The sequence below is a fragment of the Aggregatilinea sp. genome, assembly GCF_036822615.1.
GTDB lineage: Bacteria > Chloroflexota > Anaerolineae > Aggregatilineales > Aggregatilineaceae > Aggregatilinea.
In genome coordinates, this window is sequence record NZ_DAISHJ010000001.1 from 98,509 (window position 1) to 117,967 (window position 19,459).

General features: G+C 59.1%; 18 protein-coding genes. 10 read left to right on the forward strand and 8 right to left on the reverse strand.

The genetic code is table 11. The annotated features are described in order from the left end of the window. Positions 1-16 precede the first annotated feature (16 nt). Positions 17-1,078 carry a histidine kinase dimerization/phospho-acceptor domain-containing protein gene (locus tag V7116_RS00415; protein ID WP_324389255.1) on the forward strand — a complete coding sequence of 354 codons (1,062 nt, stop codon included), beginning with the start codon at positions 17-19 and terminating at the stop codon, positions 1,076-1,078. A 219-nt stretch (positions 1,079-1,297) separates the two neighbouring features. Next, the gene (locus tag V7116_RS00420; protein WP_324389257.1) at positions 1,298-1,609 is read left to right on the forward strand and encodes a hypothetical protein; all 312 of its coding nucleotides are present in this window, start codon (positions 1,298-1,300) and stop codon (positions 1,607-1,609) included. Between the two features lie 9 nt (positions 1,610-1,618). On the opposite strand, the gene V7116_RS00425 is transcribed toward V7116_RS00420, so the two are convergent. Next, the gene (locus V7116_RS00425; RefSeq protein ID WP_324389259.1) at positions 1,619-2,557 is read right to left on the reverse strand and encodes an LCP family protein; all 939 of its coding nucleotides are present in this window, start codon (positions 2,555-2,557) and stop codon (positions 1,619-1,621) included. A 174-nt stretch (positions 2,558-2,731) separates the two neighbouring features. On the opposite strand from V7116_RS00425, the gene V7116_RS00430 reads away from it, so the two are divergent. Both V7116_RS00430 and V7116_RS00435 read left to right on the forward strand, forming a co-directional pair. Further along, positions 2,732-3,961, forward strand: a complete 1,230-nt coding sequence (locus V7116_RS00430) for a CPBP family intramembrane glutamic endopeptidase (protein ID WP_324389261.1) — start codon at positions 2,732-2,734, stop codon at positions 3,959-3,961. Positions 3,962-3,998: 37 nt separating this feature from the next. After that, positions 3,999-4,847 (forward strand): alpha/beta hydrolase, encoded by an 849-nt coding sequence (locus V7116_RS00435; RefSeq protein ID WP_324389263.1) that lies wholly within the window; start codon positions 3,999-4,001, stop codon positions 4,845-4,847. A 54-nt stretch (positions 4,848-4,901) separates the two neighbouring features. Here the strand turns inward: V7116_RS00435 and V7116_RS00440 are convergent, their stop codons facing one another. From V7116_RS00440 to rplU, 4 genes are all read right to left on the reverse strand, one after another. After that, positions 4,902-5,441, reverse strand: a complete 540-nt coding sequence (locus V7116_RS00440) for a thymidine kinase (protein ID WP_442891722.1) — start codon at positions 5,439-5,441, stop codon at positions 4,902-4,904. A 232-nt stretch (positions 5,442-5,673) separates the two neighbouring features. Further along, on the reverse strand, positions 5,674-6,144 hold the full coding sequence (gene rpmE / locus V7116_RS00445) for a 50S ribosomal protein L31 (protein ID WP_324389267.1): 471 nt from the start codon (positions 6,142-6,144) through the stop codon (positions 5,674-5,676). A gap of 95 nt (positions 6,145-6,239) precedes the next feature. Then, on the reverse strand, positions 6,240-6,530 hold the full coding sequence (rpmA, locus tag V7116_RS00450) for a 50S ribosomal protein L27 (RefSeq protein WP_324389269.1): 291 nt from the start codon (positions 6,528-6,530) through the stop codon (positions 6,240-6,242). A gap of 28 nt (positions 6,531-6,558) precedes the next feature. Then, positions 6,559-6,876 (reverse strand): 50S ribosomal protein L21, encoded by a 318-nt coding sequence (gene rplU / locus V7116_RS00455; protein ID WP_324389271.1) that lies wholly within the window; start codon positions 6,874-6,876, stop codon positions 6,559-6,561. Between the two features lie 247 nt (positions 6,877-7,123). On the opposite strand from rplU, the gene V7116_RS00460 reads away from it, so the two are divergent. Beyond that, entirely contained in the window at positions 7,124-8,701 is a 1,578-nt protein-coding gene (locus V7116_RS00460; RefSeq protein ID WP_324389273.1) for a M1 family aminopeptidase, read from the forward strand. A 24-nt stretch (positions 8,702-8,725) separates the two neighbouring features. On the opposite strand, the gene V7116_RS00465 is transcribed toward V7116_RS00460, so the two are convergent. Continuing rightward, positions 8,726-9,319: a GNAT family N-acetyltransferase gene (locus tag V7116_RS00465; RefSeq protein ID WP_324389275.1), complete on the reverse strand. Its 594-nt coding sequence runs from the start codon at positions 9,317-9,319 to the stop codon at positions 8,726-8,728. A gap of 178 nt (positions 9,320-9,497) precedes the next feature. On the opposite strand from V7116_RS00465, the gene V7116_RS00470 reads away from it, so the two are divergent. From V7116_RS00470 to V7116_RS00485, 4 genes are all read left to right on the forward strand, one after another. Beyond that, a complete protein-coding gene (locus V7116_RS00470) occupies positions 9,498-11,033 on the forward strand; it encodes a YifB family Mg chelatase-like AAA ATPase (RefSeq protein ID WP_324389277.1) in 1,536 nt (511 codons plus the stop codon). 36 nt (positions 11,034-11,069) lie between these two features. Further along, positions 11,070-11,477 carry a pyridoxamine 5'-phosphate oxidase family protein gene (locus V7116_RS00475; protein WP_324389279.1) on the forward strand — a complete coding sequence of 136 codons (408 nt, stop codon included), beginning with the start codon at positions 11,070-11,072 and terminating at the stop codon, positions 11,475-11,477. A 91-nt stretch (positions 11,478-11,568) separates the two neighbouring features. Continuing rightward, positions 11,569-12,513, forward strand: coding sequence for a lipoyl synthase (gene lipA, locus V7116_RS00480; protein ID WP_324389528.1), 945 nt, complete (start codon positions 11,569-11,571; stop codon positions 12,511-12,513). Positions 12,514-12,602: 89 nt separating this feature from the next. Then, a complete protein-coding gene (locus V7116_RS00485) occupies positions 12,603-13,538 on the forward strand; it encodes a hypothetical protein (RefSeq protein WP_324389281.1) in 936 nt (311 codons plus the stop codon). A 74-nt stretch (positions 13,539-13,612) separates the two neighbouring features. Here the strand turns inward: V7116_RS00485 and V7116_RS00490 are convergent, their stop codons facing one another. Continuing rightward, the gene (locus tag V7116_RS00490; protein ID WP_324389283.1) at positions 13,613-14,644 is read right to left on the reverse strand and encodes a DnaB-like helicase C-terminal domain-containing protein; all 1,032 of its coding nucleotides are present in this window, start codon (positions 14,642-14,644) and stop codon (positions 13,613-13,615) included. 314 nt (positions 14,645-14,958) lie between these two features. On the opposite strand from V7116_RS00490, the gene ppk1 reads away from it, so the two are divergent. Continuing rightward, complete coding sequence (gene ppk1 / locus V7116_RS00495; protein WP_324389285.1) at positions 14,959-17,088, forward strand: polyphosphate kinase 1; 2,130 nt, start codon at positions 14,959-14,961, stop codon at positions 17,086-17,088. Here ppk1 and V7116_RS00500 read toward each other — a convergent pair. Beyond that, entirely contained in the window at positions 17,085-19,451 is a 2,367-nt protein-coding gene (locus V7116_RS00500; protein WP_324389287.1) for a ComEC/Rec2 family competence protein, read from the reverse strand. The two genes, ppk1 and V7116_RS00500, sit on opposite strands and share 4 nt — an antisense overlap. Positions 19,452-19,459: the final 8 nt, after the last annotated feature.

Genomic DNA, 19,459 nt, shown 5'->3' on the forward strand with positions numbered 1-19,459 from the left:
TGATGTGATGTGACTGATGAGTAAACAAGATTCGCTCGATACGCTTGCGCTTCATGCCTGGGCGGACACGTCGAGTGATGGAGTCATCGTAGTCGATCTCGCAGGTCGGATAGATCTCATTAACGTCTCGGCGCAGGAGTTTCTGCTTACAAACTGCGTGCCGGAAACCGTTGATGAGCTTCTGGCCTGTGTTGGTGCGCCTATTCCCAGCCTATCACCCATGTTCAGCCGTGATCTCGTGTCCGAAACGACCCGGTGGGGGAGTATGCGGGTGCCGAAATATCCTGCGCGGCTGCTGACGTGGCATCGTGTACCGCTGTACAGTTTAGGGGATGTAGTCGGAGTGTTGTTGGTCATCAAAGCGCCACCCAATACCTCACCCATTGATCGGGTAAACCAATCGTTCCTGAGCGTGATTTCTCACGATCTACGGACGCCGCTAAGTGCTATTCTCGGATTTGCGGAACTGCTGCGCAACAACCGGGGCACGCTTACCGCCGATGAACAGACGGAATTCCTGGACCACATCATCAAAAACGCGAACGAGCTGAACCAATACACTCAGATCGCGCTCGACATCATGTACCTGGAAGCCAATCTGCAACAATTCGAAATCGAGCCGATGGTGTTAAGCCAGTTCGTAGGACATTGGATGTCCGACGCCCGCCATCGCTTCCCAGGCGGGCGCTTAGTTTACCAGGATGGCGTCGCCGAGGAGCCTATCACGCGCTTCTCGCCCTCGGCGCTGCACCGGATTTTGCATATCCTGGTGGAATTTGCGATGGCCGAAAGCGTGCCTCCCGATCCGGTTCAGATCTGTCTGTCCTATTCGGATTCGATGGCGCGCGTGTTGATCCAGCACAGTGCGCCGAACCTGCCTGCGTCGGACGCACCGTCTTTGTTCGAGATTTTGACCAACCGCGACCTCCGCTACCAGGGACGCCCGTATCTGCACCGGATGCAGCTCTATGTAGCGAGTCTGTTGGCGGAGCGGCAGAACGGGTCGCTGACGCTGCACGCCCAGGGTGGAGATCGCTACCTGATCGAGCTGATGCTGCCCTGCGCTGCGCCTGCATGACCCGAAAAAGCCTCTTGACTTTGACCCCTGCTGCCAGTATCGTACAGCGACTGTTGGCGGATGCCTCTTGGATCAACAAGACTGGAGCCATAGAACGTAATGAGCCGCGTTGTAAATACAAATAGCCCCGGAAAAGTCCGTAATCAGAATATGCGCACGGCGGCGGAGCTTTTGCGCCACCTGAGCCAAAAAGCCGATCTGGACGATGAAGTAAAAGATATGGCGGCAGAGCTTGTGTACTGCCTGCGCGCGATTGATGATGGCATCGAGGCGTCGGCGGGGGCGTGGGAAAAGCGCGACTACTGGATCAAGGCGGAGCAGCTTCGCCAGCGCTGGGTGTGGACCAGTTCCGCCTCGGCCCGGCTGGAAAACATGATCCGTACCGGCGTATGGGAAAACCTGCCGGAAATCCTCGTCTCTATGGTCGAGCATTTCGCTGACATCAAGATCACCAAGCTCACGCGCAAATCCAGCGAATGGGCAGGGGCCTATCAGGAACTGCTGGCGGATCTGGAACAGCAAGGAAAATAACCGGATCGATCAGTTGAAGTTCTGATCGATCCAGGGCTGGATCTGCTCGTAATCCGGGACCGCGTAGCCGCCTTCGGTCACGTACAGGTAATCGCGGTCCAATACCATGCTTTCACGCCCTGACCATCCCAGCACAATGCCCGGACTGAGCCGCAGCATGTCGATGACGTTCATATCCGTATCGATATGCGACTGAAGCACGCTCAGAATCTTCGGCCACCGCACCACCTGAAGCGGATTTTCCAACTTGTGGATGACGGCATCGACCACCTGCTGCTGGCGTTCGGCGCGGCGATAGTCGTCGTCCTGGTGGCGGGTGCGGGCGTATTTCAGCGCCGTTTCGCCATTCATGTGTTGGCGTCCCGGCTCGAAGCGGATGTGCTCTATCCCCCCGTCGACGGTGGGATACTCCCAGTCTTCCACGACGTACGGCACGTCGATATCCACGCCGCCAACGGCGTCCACCAACTCGATGAACGCATCAAAATCCAGCCGGGCGTAATAGTCTGCCTGGATGTCAAAGCTCTGCTGCAAACTGGCCTTGATCAGATCGGGTCCACCGCCGGATGCATCCTGTTCGCCAAGCACGTTGATTGTGTTGATGCGCTGCGCCCCGTAGCCCGGTACATCGATGAACACGTCACGCGGGATCGACAGCAGCGCCACGTGCGCGCGACCGGGTGCGACGTTGAGCAGCATGATGCTGTCGGTGCGGGTGAGGTACCCCTGGCCGGGGCGTGCGTCCACGCCCAGCAGCACGATGGTCGCCGGGGTCGGTGGAAACAAGATAAACGCGATTAGAAATGCGCCCACGCACGTCAGGGGCAGGGCGATCAGCAGCAAGCAGGATGGGATCAGGCAGCCGCGACGACGCCGCACCGGGCGCATGGGGCGCGGCGGACGAACATACTGCGGCGGGGAAGGGTTCTGGACCGGGTACTGTTGCAAGCCTGGCTATCCTTTCAACGACGATCGAGCGGCAGAGATTGTCTCCTGTCAGCAGAGGGAATGCAATCTACGCCTGCCCTGCGCGTGTCTCGCGTTTGAACGGTGGACTATTGGCGGTGCGCTTCTTATAATCATAACAGTTTGCTCGCGGCCCCCTCAATTCAGGAGCTAGCTTTGTCCGCAGCCGATATTTTCATTACCGTGGCGATTATCGCCGTTCTGTGCGTGATTACTATCGCGGCAAATTATGCTGACCGATCGCGGAGCGCTTCGACGCGGCGGTCTGTTTTTGCCGCGCTGCTGTTGATTAACGGTCTGATTGTGATGGTCTACGGTGTGCTCCAGGTCGCGGCGGCGTACAGCTCTTCCGAAGACGCGCCTAAGAAATCGGATGCCTGGATCTCGTTTGCCGTAGCGATTGTGATGGCGACGGCCACTACTGCGCTGATGAGTCGCGCCGTGCGGGAGCGGTTGGGCCGATTCTTCCCGCGCGGATCTGCCGCAGTGCAGGAACATCGGGCGGTGGTTTTAACGCCGGAGCAGTTCAAAGTTCCTAACGCCGATTCTGCCGGAACGCCGCTTTTCCCACAGATGTTGAATTACTATACAGCGGAAACACGGCAGCAGGCGGAAGGGACGCAGATCTGGAACATTCCCTCGGCGCGCTCGTCTATCCTGGCGCAGACGGGACCGTATGGCTTCAACCCTGCTTCTCTGGTGCACATGTTGGCGCTGGTATTCATTTGCTACCTGATCGGCAATACCATCGTGAATTTTGTGCTGGGCGGTGGCCTCAGCGGCGTGGCGGAGGAATATTCGACGAGCGGGCTAACCTCCACGGATCTGCTGCTGAACATGCTGCCGATGGTTGTGCTGCCTGTCGCCGGGGTTGGGCTCGGCATCCGGCGCAATGGGCGGCAGGTATTAGACCGCCTCGGACTCAAACTGCCAACGCTGGATGGCCTGGGAATGGGCATTGGGGCGGCGATCGGATTGATTATCTTCGCCACGATCATGGCAGCGCTGTGGCAAACCCTCGTATCGCCGGAAACGTTTGAGCAGCAGACAGAAGCGTCAGAGGCGCTGACGAACAGTGTCACCACGATTGGGTTGGCATTCCTTGTGGCGGCAACGGCAGCGATCGGCGAAGAGATCGCGTTTCGTGGTGCGATGCAGCCCATTTTTGGCTTCTGGCCGACTGCGCTGATCTTCGCGCTGACGCATATTCAGTATACGCTGACGCCTGCCTCCCTGATCATCCTGGGCGTGGCACTGGTGTTTGGCTGGCTGCGCGCGCGTTACAACACGTCGGTGGCGATGATTGCGCACTTCCTGTACGACTTCATTCCTCTTGCACTATTCGTGGTCTACCCGGATGCTGTGCTGTTACTCCACCTGCATTGAGGCTGAACGTCTGCACCCTTGAAAGGACTCGCCGCGCATGACATCGCTTGATACGGGGGCGGTTCAGGATGTTCAGGTGGACAGTTACGCTCTCGGGCGTTCCATGCCGCTTAAGATCGTGCTGCCGCCCGGATATGATGAGTCGGCTGGTACGACCTATCCGGTGCTGTATTTCCTGCATCCCTGGGGCCTCAGTCCGCATTATATCGTGAGCAAGCTGCGCATCGACCATCACCTCGCTGCTGGCGTCGAGACGGGCGCGCTGCCGCCGATGGTGATCGTGCTGCCAACCGGAGAAAAAAGTTTCTTTGTCAATGCGGAAGATCCGCAAGGGTACGACTGGCCGCGCCTCATCGACATGGAGAACGACTTTTTCCGTGGCGCGCTCGACCAGTACGGGCAATATGGAGACTACCTGTGCAACGAAATCATCCCGTTCGTGGAGCAGCATTATGCCGTGCGGACGGAGAGGGCAGGGCGGGCGATAGGCGGTATTTCGATGGGCGGCGCTGCGGCGGCGGTGCATGCCTTCCGCGATCCGGCGCAGTTTTGCGCACTGGGTATTCATAGTCCCGCGCTGTTTATCGGCCCGCCGGAGCAAAACGGCCCGCCGTGGATTTTCGGCGTCACACGCGACCGGTTTGCAGCCTATAACCCGGCGGATCTGGCAGCCAGTGTAAGCCCTGAGGTTCAGCCGCGCATCTACCTGGATGTGGGCAATCAGGATATGATGGCCGAGCGGGTGAAGCATCTGCATACGGCACTGGACAATGCCGGGCTGGTGCATACCTACCAGCTGCGACCCGGCGGGCACAATAAGCTGTACTGGGAGCCCAATATGCCGGAATATCTCGCGTTTTACAGCGCGGGCTGGGGAACCCCTTAGGGAAACAAAAACGGACCGCTCATCACGGCCCCTTATTTTTTGCGGCAGCGGTATCTATGACGTCTGACGGCGCGGCACTTCGTGGTGCTCGCGGCAGCGGGCCTCGTAGCTCTCTGACGCGCCCACCATGATGATTGGGTCGTCATAGTAGGCCGGACTGCCATTTACGAGGCGCTGGGTGCGTGTGGCGGGCTCTCCACAGTCCACACAGATGGCGTGGAGTTTCTGCACGTCGTCCGCGCAGCACAACAGCTCCGGCATGGGGCCGAACGGCTCGCCCCGAAAGTCCATATCCAGTCCGGCGCAGATTATGCGCAGGCCCCGATCGGCAAGCTGCTGCGCGACGGCTACGATACCGGGATCAAAGAACTGAGCCTCATCGATAGCGATGACTGTTGTTTCTGGTTCAACACGTGCCAGCAGCGCCTGCGAGTCTTTTACGGGCAGCGCCTCGAAGGCCAGCCCGTTGTGTGAAGTTACGCTTTCGACGGAATAACGCGTATCAATTTCCGGCTTAAAAACCTGAATCTTTTGGCGAGCAATGACAGCACGGCGCACGCGACGGATCAGTTCTTCCGTTTTGCCGCTGAACATGCTGCCGCAGATTACCTCAACTCCCCCAGTGTGGTGCTTCACGTGGCTCTCCCTCTGGTGTGTTGACTGGTCGGGGTCGGAAGGGCTTGGCGCGCGTCCGGCTTCGTGCCGGGAGTGCGCTGCCACAAAAACCCTCTAGGCATCAAAGATGGAAATAAGCGCATCTCAACAGAAAGGGCAGGTGTAGAAAACTACAGCCTGCCCTTTAATATACTAGCCGGGGTTCCGGTGCTTACTCGGCAGCCTCTGCTTGATCCACGGCATAGCCACGCGCGCGCAGCGCCTTCTTGGTGTCGGCCAGGACCTTGCGGCCAATGCCAGAGATGGCGAGGATGGCGTCATCGCCACCTTCCTGCCAACGCGCCATGAAGTCACCGATGACTTCGATGCCCGCTTCAGCGAACACGGTCAGATAGCGGCGCTCAAGGCCCAATTCGCTCATCGACACGTCAGGCGACATGCGCTGCGTGTTGCGGGTTTCTATATCGGCCATGATGTCGTCGCGCACGCGCAGACGCTTCATGAAGCGGTCGACCTGACCCTCGGTGTCCACGATACGCTGTTCGCCCGTGAAGAACGGGTGGCAGGCAGAGCACACATCGGTGCGAATTTCCGGCACGGTCGAGCCGACCGTCCAGCTGTTGCCACACGCGCAGACGACGCGCGCTTCAGGATACCACTTGGGGTGAATGTTTTCACGCATGATGTTGTTTTTTCAACCTTTCCGGCCACGGTTCCCTCAGGTGAGGGGGATGCGTAGCGGTTATCTGCGGCTGATGAGATCGACTAATTCAGGCGTTATGCCTGTGCGGCATCCTGAGCTTCGGTCTGCGGTTGTTCAGGATAGACGCTAATACGTTTGCGGCCACCACGGAACGTCTCGAAGGTCACATAACCTTCCACCGTGGCGAAAATGGTGAAGTCACGACCCATACCAACGTTTTCGCCGGGGTGGAACTTCGTGCCGTGCTGGCGCACGATGATGTTGCCGGGAATGACGTATTCGCCGCCGAAGCGCTTGACGCCTAGCCGTTGACCCGCGCTGTCGCGCCCGTTACGAGTCGAGCCGCCACCTTTTTTATGTGCCATGTCTCAGTACCCCTCTATCCTCTGATGCCTATACGCCCGCGATACTGTCAATGCGCAGCCGGGTGAAGTACTGGCGATGGCCCCGACGGCGGCGATAACGCAGCTTCGGCTTGTACTTCCACACGAAGACCTTACGGGCGCGATCCTGCTTGACCACCGTGGCTTTCACGACGGCGTTGGCGACGGTCGGCTGACCGACCTGCACGTCACCCGCGTCCGACGCGACCAGCAGCACATCCGTAATGTCGATGACCTCGCCCTCGGCCTGGGGCAACCGCTCAACGTCGATCACCAGACCGGGTTCGGCGCGGTATTGGCGACCGCCCGTGCGAATAATTGCATACATCTTGCAGTGTCTCCAATCTTCGCTTTGCCGCCGTGAGCAACAGCCTTGAAAGGCGTCCTCACGGGGAAAATTGGCATGCGAGTGAACAAACAAAGACATCCCAGCAGCAGCCAGGATACCGGGTGGGTATTATACCAGTAGGGAAGGGGCAGCGTCAATGGCGCGTCAGGCAGGCGGATGCCTGCGGCATTGGCGGGGCGGGGCGCGTGGAGTATTATTCTGGCGTCGTCCAAGTGGTGAGGTATTTATGACTCGCAGCCTCAAGGCTTTAGTTGGAGCCGGAGCGATCGGCCTCCTTGTGTTGATACTGCAAGCGTGCGCGCCGGAGTCGCAGACGGCGATCATTTCGCCGGTTCCGCGCACCCAGGCGACCGTGCCGCCAACCAATACGCCGCGCCCCGTGCCGCTGCCGTCGCAGGTGGCTGAGGTCACCGCTGTGCCGGTAACGACGAAGGTTCCGTGCCCCGCGCAGGTGGAGAGCGCTTCACCACTGCGTTACGACATCACGGCGGCATTCGATTGGTCCAGTCGCGCCGTGACCGCACAGCAAAAGGTGACGTTCCTGAATGAGACGGGCCAGACGCTGCAAGAGTTGGTGTTTAACGTGGATGCCAACCGGGTTGCGGGGCAGTTCACGTTCAAGGGAGCCAGGACCGCGGACGGTCGCCCGATCGACCATTCGGTGTTGGAGGGCACGACGCTCACCATCCCGCTGCCGGAGCGCCTGCACGCGCACTGCGGGGTCGCGGTGACGTTGGAATTCACCGTGGCGCTGCCCGTTGTGGCTTCCGATGCCCAATCGCCCGGCTATCGCGCTTATTCGTCCCGGCAGGCGAATTTGGGGCTGTGGCTGCCGCTGCTGGCCGGGTATGACGGAGGGCGAGGGTGGATCACGCCCGAGGCTTACGCAGTGGGCGAGCAGGACGCGCTGCTGGCAGCGGATTTTAGCCTCGATTTTGCCGTCACGAACGCGCCTTCGGGGCTCCAGATTGCTGCACCGGGAGAAGTGACTCAAACGGGGGCCGCGACGTGGCATTACGATTTGGCTCAAGCGCGGGAGATCACCCTGTCACTCTCCGATCAGTTCCAATATCTCAGCACAATGACGGAATCCGGCATTAAGGTCGAGCTATATTATTACCAAGTTCCCGGCTCGTCACTGGATGCGCCTCAGCATGCGCTGAAAACAGCGGCGCAGGCCATTGAAGTGTACAGCCAGTTGTACAGTCCCTATTCGCGCGAGCGTATCACTGTGGTGGAGGGCGACTTTCCCGATGGAATGGAATTTACCGGGCTGGTCTTCGTCAGCGAAGCGTGGTTCCGCACCTGGACCGGGGAGCCAAACGACTGGCTGACGATCATCACCGCGCACGAGGTTTCGCACCAGTGGTGGTATGCGTTGGTGGGGAACGACCAGGGCAATTATCCCTATCTGGACGAATCGCTTGCCACTTACAGCGAACTGTTTTTCTTCGAGCATACTTATCCCGAACTGGTCGATTGGTGGTGGCAGGCTCGCATCTACGATTACGGGCCGGGGGGATATGCCGACTCGAAGGTCTACGACTTCTATTCCGTGCGGGAGTACATCAACGCGGTGTACCTGCGCGGCGCGCTGATGCTCGACAAGGTCCGCGAATCCATTGGGGACGACGCGTTTCTGGCGTGGCTGCATGCGTATCTCGACATGATGCAGGGCCAGCTTGCGACGCCGTCCGATTTTTGGAGCGCGCTGCCGGAAGATGGCTACATGGCGGCGGCTCCGGCGCGCAGCGCGTACCTGAAGCATCCTGATGTGCTGTCGCTGCGTGTCGAAGTGCCGTAGGAGCGAACAGCCCATCCCTTTGTTTCAAGGGTAACGAAGCGCCGGGTTTTCCAGAATGCCGATCACCTGGAACCATCCCGGCGTTGGCGACGGGTTATGCTCGACGTACATGCCGAGGCGCTGCATAACGACGGCAGAGGCGTAGTTGTCGTACTCGGTCGTGGCGACCACGCGGAGCATCGACAGGCGCTCGAACGCATATGTAACAAGCGCCTGTGCTGCTTCGGTGGCGTAACCCTGGCCGCGGTGGGCTGGTCCAAGCGCCCAAAACAGGCCCATCTCGGTGGTGAATAAACCCGACGGGGAAACGGATGATCTGGCGCGGAAAAACGGCAGGGTGTCGAAGGGCCCCAGTGCAGGAACCAGCCCAACCAGCCCGATCAACTCCTGAGTGGACTTCAAAACGACCGCGCGATCTCCATATGGCGGCTGGTAAAGCCTCGACAGCGCGGTGTAGTTCTTGATGCTCCAGTCCAGCCATTCACGGTGTCGTTCGAGCGACTCTTCACCGAATGCGTCGTCTTTGATCGCCTGGACGGCAGGGAGATCGTCGAACATGAGCGGACGAATCACAAGGCGTTTCGTTTCAAGCGTGAATGTTTCAGCTTCAGCGGACATGGGGATCCTCGCTCAGTTACTGTGCCCGAAGCCTACAGGAAAGGATCTGCCTGCGCAATGCGGCGCAGATTTCCGCACGCCCTTCAGCCGCCTTTTCCACTTTCGGCATCTACGCTAGGATATGCGTAGTTGGGTGGGGCTGAGTTACCCAATCCTTCCGGTAGGTGGTGAGAAATAGATGCTTGCTACAGTCTATTCGTGCGCGGTCGTTGGGTTGGACGGCGAGATCATTCAGGTTGAGGTGGATTTTAGCCCACACTCGATGCCAGCCTTTACAGTGGTCGGGCTACCGGACGCTGCCGTGCAGGAAAGCCGGGAGCGCGTCCGGGCGGCGATCCGCAACAGCGGACTCCAGTTCCCCAATAAGCGCTTCACCGTGAATCTGGCTCCGGCCAGTCTGCGTAAAGAAGGCCCGGCGTACGATCTGCCGATGGCGATCGGCGTCCTGGCCGCAACCGATCAGGCCCCTCTCGAAAAGCTGGCAGGCGCAATCTTCGTCGGTGAACTCTCTCTGGATGGCAGTGTACGCCACGTCAGCGGTATCCTGCCGGTGGTCCATCGTGCGTGGCAGGAAGGGTATGAATGCGTCTATGTGCCTGCCGAAGATGCGCCCCAAGCCGCGCTCGTGCCGGACATCGACATCATCCCGATTCCATCGCTGGGCAGCCTGATCGAGCATCTTTACGACTTGCAGCCTATCCCCTCTTACGTGCGTGCGCCCGTCGATACCAGCGTGCCGACCGATCTCGACGGCTTGACTGACTTCGCGGACATCAAGGGACAGGAACACGTCAAACGTGCGCTGGAAGTCTCTGCGGCAGGCAGTCACAACGTGTTGCTGGTGGGCCCGCCTGGGGTAGGGAAGACACTGCTGGCTCGCGCGCTGCCTGCGATTTTGCCCACCATGTCCCTCGAAGAAGCATTGGAGGTGACGCGGATCTATTCCGTCGCAGACCTGCTGCCGCACGACAAGCCGCTGATTCGCGTGCGACCTTACCGCTCGCCGCACCATACCATCAGTGAGGCCGGATTGGTTGGCGGCGGATCGTGGCCGCGACCGGGTGAGGTGAGTCTCGCTCACAGAGGCGTTTTATTTCTCGATGAACTGCCTGAGTTTGGACAGCATACGTTGGAAGTGCTGCGCCAGCCGATCGAGGATAAGCGGGTTACGATCAGCCGCGCCAAGGTCACGCTGACGTTCCCGGCCAATTTCATGATGGTGGGGGCTATGAATCCCTGCCCGTGCGGCTTTTACGGTGATCCGGTGCGGGAATGTACGTGCTCGCCTGCGGCGGTGCGCCGTTACCAGCAGCGGCTGTCTGGCCCGCTGCTCGATCGAATCGATATTCACATCGATGTGCCCCGTGTGGACTACGATAAGCTCACGGATGACCGGCGGGGCGAGTCTTCAGCGACGGTGCGTGAGCGAATCGAGATCGCGCGCGATCGCCAGCGGATGCGGTTCAGGGATGAGCCGCGCTTGCAGGCGAATGCGGACATGGGACCAAGCGAGATCCGGCGCTACTGCCAACCGGATGCTGCCGGGCAGCAGCTCCTCAACACGACCCTGCGCCAGATGCAGCTCAGTGCGCGTGCCTACCACCGCATTCTGAAGCTAAGCCGCACGATTGCGGATCTCGCCGGGGCAGACACGATTCAGGTCGTCCACCTGGCCGAAGCGATCCAATATCGACCGCGTAAAGTGCTCTATTGAGTTCGCGTAGTCATTAACCCAGAAAGAAACAAAACCATGAGCGCTATCCCATCCGGCTACGAAGACCTTTTCAGCGATGATTCACAAAATACTTTCGCAGTTATCGCTACTATCACTCCCAACGAAATTCCAGTTACTACGCCAATCTGGTTTTTGGCTAACGAGCAAACAATCGTGTTCTCAGCTTCACTCAACAGCATCAAATACCACAACATCCAACATAACCCCAACGTATCGCTGTGCATCCTCAAAGAGGACAACCACGTGCGATATGTCGAAATCCGAGGAAAGGTTACCAACATCACACGCGAAGGCTGGGGGGATTTTTCCCACCGGATCAAACGAAAATACCCCGGCGGCGATGAGCCCTCCGAAACCGCACCCGAAAACATGACGATTTTTGTCGTCTCTATCGAAAAAGCCTTCGGATTCGATTACAGCTAAACACACGAACTCAATAGGCGAGCCCGGATTAAGCGGGTTATAATCGTGAAACGAAAAGTGATTAAACTGATGGAGCAAAACAGTGACTGACCTGATCAGCCTCAACGACATCCAGACTCCAGAGCAGTCGCCAGATCCCACGCGGCCTAGACGCCGCCCTGAGTGGATTAAGGTGCGCGCACCCAGCGGCGAAACCTATCAGATGGTGCGCGACCTGATGCGCAGCAAACAGCTTCACACGGTCTGCGAAGAGGCGATGTGCCCGAACCTGGGTGAATGCTGGGGCAGCGGAACCGCAACGTTCCTGATGATGGGCGACACCTGCACGCGTTCGTGCCGGTTCTGTGACATTAAGACCGGGCGACCCTCACCGCTAGACTGGCAGGAACCGAATAGAATTGCGCAATCCGTGCAGGCCATGAATCTGCGCCACGTTGTAATCACCAGCGTGAACCGTGACGAGCGTAAAGACGGCGGCGCCCCGATCTTTGCGATGGTGATCCGGCGCATCCGGCAGCTTCAACCGGGGTGCAGCATTGAGGTTTTGATCCCGGACTTCAAGGGCAACCGGGACGCGCTGAAGATCGTCATGGACGCGCAGCCTGAAATTTTGAACCATAACGTCGAGACGGTGCGGCGTATGTTCCGTAGCGTGCAGCCCCAGGATCACTACGAGTGGGCGGAAGCAACCCTGCGCAACGCGAAAGAACTCGATCCACTGGTGCTGACTAAGAGCGGCATTATGGTCGGTTTGGGTGAGACGTTCGATGAAGTGGTTGAAACCATGCAGGATCTCGCCAACTGGGGCGTCGATATCCTCACCGTCGGACAGTACCTCCAACCGAGCAAAAAGCACATGCCCATCGACCGCTACTATACGCCCGATGAATTCGCGGACCTGAACCGGTTGGGGTTGGATATGGGCTTCAAGTGGATCGAAAGCGGGCCGCTGGTGCGCAGCAGTTATCACGCCGAGCAGCAGGTTCGTACATTGTCTCAACTGAACTACATTCACCTGCGCGAAAACGCCCAGTAGGGTGACTGTACCGTTCAAAGCAATCAGGATGCCGCTCGGCAGTTGAGCGGCATTTTTCATGTGCAGCGACAAGTACTGAGGAGGAAGCGATGAAAATGCCTAAAACGGCGCGGCTGGTTGTGGCGCTAACCGGCGCGATGTTGTTGATCGCCGCCGCCGGGTGCAACCTGACGCGCGACGACACGGAACAAGCACCGGAAGTTGAAGGGATCTCAGGGACCGCGCCGGTCGTTGACACGACGGCCAGCGCGCTTGACACTTTCGGCGCAACCAGTACGGCACGCTTGCAGGCGACGCCAACACAATCCGCGCCGGGATCATCTTCCATGAACACGGCAGTTCCAACGCCGACTGCTTTTGTGCTTTCGCCTGTACCCAACGGGCAGGGCGCTGCTCCGGTTGTTACGGCTGGGAGTGCGGGAACCAGCAATCTGCCCGCTACGCCCGATTTCAGCCAGCCCGGCGGCTTCAAGGTTGAAAGCAACTTCGATACGCCAGGAACGAACTGGATTTCAGGCAGCGACGAAACCGTCGCACGGGGTTACGAAAATGGCGAGTATTACCTGAGCGTGCAGTCGTCCGAGGGGCTGCTCTGGGGATACACCCTGGGTCCAAAAACCGGGGATACACCGCCGCGCGATGTCGTTATGGAAGCAGATGTGCGTCTCAGCCAGGGCGGTGGCGAAGTCGCTTATGGCTTCATCTGTCGCCGCACCGAAGGCGAAAACTATTACTACCTCGTGATCGATAACCTCGGGCAAGCACAAATCGGGCGGATGACTGCCAACCAGTCCGCTTCCCTAACCGGTGCGATCCCGGTACCCGGCATCCAACCGCCACAGAGCATGAATCACCTGCGCGCAGGGTGCGTGGGCAGCACCTTGTGGTTGGAAGTAAACGGTGCACTAGTCGCCCAAACGCAGGACACGGCCTTTGGTGATGGTGACTATGGGTTGTTCGTCATGAATAACCGGGGGGGCATCGCGCAGGCCAACTACGATAACGCTGTGATCGTTGCGCGTTGAGTCGATATCTGTATGCATGTACAAAAAAGCGCCGGGTTGCCCGGCGCTCTTTTCTTTGGGGATAATGCCAGCGCTTAGGATTCGATGATTTTGTCGTCGATGAGCTGCTGCTGGACCTTTTGGCCGCGCGGGTCAAAGGCAAAATACGGCGCGTGAAGCTGGAACTCCATATCTTGCATGGCGCGCCCGGCACGATTCTTTTCAATCGTAAACACTACCCAGTCACGGAACTGCCGCGCCTGATAGGGATTAAACGTGACATGCTCTTTTGAAAGGATGTGATACTTGTTATTCATGACGATGGCAATGTCGCACTCATAGTCGAGCGCGGAGCTGCCGCGTAAATGGAACAGGTGCAGGCGATTGGCCTTTAATCCCTCTCGATCCGCTGCGACAATGGCCCAGACCGGCACGCCAAGCGCCAGCGCCATATCCTTCAGCCCCTCGACGACGATCGTAACTTTTTCGCCTTCGTCGGTAGCGCGCTCCGGGTGAATGGCAATCTTCTGCAAATAGTCCACGAAGACGCTCACATTGCCGCCGGTCGCGTCGCACAGGCGGCTGGTCATTTCGCGGATCGCGCGCAGGGTTGTCACGGCAGGGCTGGCTTTGACGAGGATCAGACGGTCGGCATAACGGTTCATGCGCGCCAGCGCCATCGCCGTCTTTGAGTTTTCGCGTAGGATGGTTTGCAGTGAGCCGCCGCTGTCCGACGCGCCGCGAAGCGTACTCTTAGCGCGCTCGGCAATGATGACGTCGTACATATCCTTGAGCCGGATGCCCTGCTTGAGATCAACCTCAGGCGGGTTGATGCTTTCCAGGCAAAGGAGCCGGTTCATCAGGTGTGTTTCGGTATGCTCGTACGAGAGATAAAACGCAAACTGGCCGCTACGCATCGCAATATTACGCGCAATTTGCAGCGTCGCAATGGTTTTGCCAATGCCCTGTGCTCCCCCCAGCAGGACAAGCTCCGTTTTCCGCAGTCCGCCGCCGATCATGCCATCGAGCGGATCGAAGCCAGTTGGCAGTGGTACATATTCGGTGAGATCGCCGCGAACAACCATGTCGTTCGCTTCGTTCATCACTTGAGCCAGCGTACGAGGCATATGCGCTGTGCTGCGATTTGAACGCCCGCGCGGAACTACCCGTCGCTTGGGATCATCAACGCCGCGCTCGGGTTCGGATGGGGCTGCGTTGGGATTTGGAACGTAGGTCCCTGACGCTGGCTTGTCCGCCATATCGTCATGGAAGCGTCGAGTTGACATGTATTTGTACCACCCCTCTATGTACCAGAGTATCAGCGATTGTACAGTTGAGTAGTTATGCGCGCAACCGACGTAATACCACCGTGCGAGAGCCGGATGGTGTGTGTTATACTCCAAAACAACGGTGCCGTCGTCAGCATGCAGGTAAGAGGTCCATGGTAGACAAGCAGGAAGTTTTTTCCGAGATCGATCCCCAGGTCAATGATACGGTTGATTTGCGCGACCCATCCCTTTATATCAACCGGGAACTCAGCATCTTGGAGTTCAATTATCGCGTGCTCGAAGAAGCGCTAGACACCCAGGCGCCTTTGCTGGAGCGCGTGAAATTCCTGGCGATCTTTGCCAATAATCTCGACGAATTCTTCATGATTCGCGTATCCGGTTTGCGGGAACAGGTGGCCGCAGGCGTGATCGAAACGCCCGCCGATGGCCTGACACCTGCGCAGCAGCTTGTGGCAATTCGCAGGCGGCTTCTGCCTATGCTCGAATCGCAGGATCGCTGTTTTCACGAAGATGTGCTGCCGCAGTTGGAAGCCCACGACATTTTCATTCACCGCTATGCGGATCTCTCCGACGAGCGCAAGACGGCATTAGGCTACTACTTCGACAGTGAAGTGTTCCCGGTGCTCACGCCGCTTGCTGTGGACCCGGGACGGCCTTTCCCGCATATCTCAAACCTCAGCCTGAATCTGGCGGTCTTACTGCGGGACGAACAGGGGCAGGAACGCTTTGCACGATTAAAAGTACCTCCCGCACTACCGCGCCTGATCCCCATTCACGAAATCTCGCAGCGCTATCAGGGCAAGCCGGAACCAAAGAACAAACGCTTCGTCTTTCTGGAAGAAGTGATCGCCGCCAACCTGCACAGGCTGTTCCCCGGCATGACGCTGCTTGACAGCTACCCCTTCCGTGTGACGCGTAATGCGGATATGGAAATCGAAGAAGACGAAGCCTCCGACCTGCTGGAAACGATCGAAGCAGGTGTGCGGCAGCGGCGTTTTGGGCGGGTCGTGCGGCTTGAGGTGGAAGCAGACATGCCCGCAAACGTGCTGGAACTGCTCAAGGGCTATCTGAACATTGAGCGTTCTGATATCTATCAAGTATGGGGGCCGCTGGGTATGAGCCAGCTCTTTGAGCTGGCGGACGTAGACGCGCCTGAACTTAAGTTTGTGCCGTTCGTACCCCAACGCCCAGCGGTATTCAACCAGAACGACGACATTTTTTCGCTGCTGCGCAACCAGGATGTGCTGCTGCACCACCCGTACGATTCGTTTATGCCGGTGGTGGAGTTCATTCGCCGCGCTGCGTACGATCCCAAAGTGCTGGCAATCAAGATCACGTTGTACCGCGTGGGCAGCAACTCGCCGATCGTCAACGCGCTGTTGGAAGCCCAGGAAAACGGCAAACAGGTTGCGGTGCTGGTAGAACTTAAAGCGCGATTCGACGAGGAAAACAACATCGTGTGGGCGCGAAAGCTGGAAGCGCAAGGCGTCCACGTGGTCTATGGCCTCGTGGGGCTGAAGACACACTGCAAGATCGCCCTTGTAGTGCGCCGCGAAGACGATGGACTGCGGCGCTACGTGCACCTAAGCACGGGGAATTACAACGCCACAACTGCGCGCATCTATACCGATATGGGATTCCTGAGCAGCCGCGAAGAGTTGGGTGTCGACGCGAGCGAGGTTTTCAACCGCCTGACGGGTTACGCTCCTGCGGCAGCCTATCATGAACTTATGGTCGCGCCGGAATATCTGCGCGATGAGTTCGATTATCTGATTCGCCGCGAGATTCAGCACGCAAAGGAAAATCGCGGCGGGCATATGATCCTGAAGATGAATGCGCTGGTCGATCCCAAGCTGATCCGGCGGATCTATGAAGCATCAATGGCCGGGGTGAAAGTCGATCTGCTGGTGCGCGGTATCTGCTGCCTGAGACCGGGACTAAAAGACATCAGCGACAACGTGCGCGTCACCAGCATCGTCGGGCGATTTTTGGAGCACAGCCGCATCTACTACTTCGCAAACGGAGGCGAGCCAGAAATCTTTATGGGCAGCGCCGACCTCATGCCGCGCAATCTCGATCGCCGCGTCGAGACGATCTTCCCTGTGGAAGATCCGGCGCTCAAAGCGCGTCTGGTCGATGAGATCCTGGCGATTCAGATAGCGGACAACGTCAAATCGCGGGAACTGCAGGCGGATGGCACCTACAAGCGGCTGGCGCCCGGCGAGGATACGCCCATCAACAGCCAGCAGTGGTTCATGGAGCAGGCGCGCATCACGTCCTAGCGCAAGGTGTAGATCGACAACGACGCGCCATCCGTGACGAATTCCACCGTACCGTCCTGATCTGTCCGGTAAACTGGCTGCCCGGTGAGGGCTTCGACATCTGCTAGCACGCCCGCATCCGGCAAGCCGCTGCGCTGTCCTGCGCCAACCATGACCACCGCCGCCTGAGGCGATGTTTTTGCCAGCAGTTCCGGTGTATTTGTGTTGTCGTCGCCGTGTCCCGCGAGCGTCAGGACGGTACTGCCCAGGAATTGATTGCTGGCAAGCAGTGCATCGACCCCTTCAGTATCGAGATCCGGCGCGATCAGGAATGACGCGTCCCCATATGTGAGCCGCAGCGCCAGCGCAACCCCGGAAATTCCTGCGTCCTGCGGGATGGCAGCAGGGTGCAATACCTCGATCTGCACACCATCATCCGTACGAATGATATATCCGGCGGACGCCGCAACGGACTGTGCCTGCTGCGATTCCCAACGCTGCATCAGCGCTTGATAGGTGTCCGTCGCGCCATCCTGCCCATTGGTGACCACAGTGTGGACGGTATACGAATCGAGCAGGGAGGGCAGGGCGCTGACTTCAGCGGGCGATGGCTCCGTCACGATCAGCACATCAAGGGTGTGATCCCAGAAGGGGAGCACATCCCCCACGGCGCGGCGCAGTTCGGTCGGGTTTGGACCACCGTTGACCAGGATTTTCGCGCCTTCCGGCGTCTGGATCAGCATCGCGTTGCCGTGCCCCACGTCCAGATACCAGACGTGCAATTTGCCATCCGGCATTTGCAGCGCCACGGTCCATATGAGCACCGCCAGGATCGCGCCCGCAACGGCGACAGAGTAGGTCGTGACGCGTTGGCGAAACTGCGCAAACAGCTCGGCGCGATCGTCCGGGTGCAGCAGTCCGATCAATCCCGCCGCCGCGAGCAGCCCCGTCACGATCCACGCCGCGTTCGGCGTTATTGTGACGGCAAACGACGCCCAGTCCAGATCCGCCAGCCCGCGCACGATCTCAATGGTCAGGGTGAGAGGAATCCACGCGATCCAGGCGAACGCCTGACCGAGCACCGGCAGAATCAAGCCTGCGATCGCCGCCAGACCACCGGCCAGCATGACGTAGGGCTGGAGTGGCACGATCAGCGCGTTGGCAATGAGCGATACAAGCGAAAGCTGCCCGAAATAGAGCAGAATCAACGGCAGGGTGGCAACCTGAGCCGCAAGGCTCACCGCGATGGGTTCCGAGAGCCAGCGCGTGATCTGCCGGGCGGTATCTGCTGCGAACAGCCGGGCCAGTGCAGCTTCTAGCGCGCGCTCGAACCCGTGAGAGAAAAAGACCAATCCGGCAGTTGCGGCGACGCTCAACTGGAAACCCACATCCCACAACACCTGGGGATTCCACAGCGTCATGAGCCACGCGGCAAACGCCAGCGTGGTCAAGCCGTGCGCGCGGCGACCTGTTTGGGCGGCAAAGATCGCCAGACCGCCCATTGCCGCAGCACGCACTACCGAAGCCGCCGCTCCAACGAACACGGTATAGGCCGCGACGCCAATCAACGTGATCCATGCAGCACGACGGCGTCCCAAGCTGGGCTGAAGCAGCCCCATCAGCACGCCGATCACGATCACGATGTTAGAGCCGGAAATAGCGACGATGTGCGCTGTTCCGGTGCGCTGGAACGCGGTTTGCACGTCGTCTGGAATGCTGCTTTCATCGCCGAGCAGGATGCCGCTCAACAGGGGTGCTTGTGGACTGGGAAGCTGCTGATCGATGGCGCGGCCCGCCCGGGCGCGGATGTCGTAGAGCACCGACAGCCAGGGAAGCCCGTGGCCATGATCGAGCACGCTGACCTGGGCATTTTGAATCATCGCGCGGATGCCCTGGCGGGCGAGGTAATCGCGGTAGGAAAAGCCGTCGAATTCCGGCGGCGTCAGCAGCATTCCGCCCACGCTCACGTGATCGCCATAGCGATACTCGCCGTAACGCGGCGCCTGGACCAGCACCGTGCCATCGACCGTGCGCGTTTCGCTTCCCGATGTCAGTGTATCGACGTCAACGCGCAACGCGGTGTAGGTATCGCGTGGATCGGGCGGACGGGTGACCGTGCCGGCGAGTGTCACATAACCGGAACCGGTATAGTACCCAACATGATCGGGCCCCGGTTCGCGCAGCGCGAGGTTGGATCGCGCCGCGCCCGCCGCGAAAAACATGCCGCAGACGAATGCCAACCGCCAGCGCCGGTCGCTCCGCGCAACCAGGGCAAGGCTGGAGCACAACAGCGTTAGCAAAAGCCACAGCCCGGTCGAGGCGTGAGCAGAGGATGCGGCAACAAGGCCCGCGATCCAGGCGGCAACCAGATAGAGTAGAGTCACCGAATGAC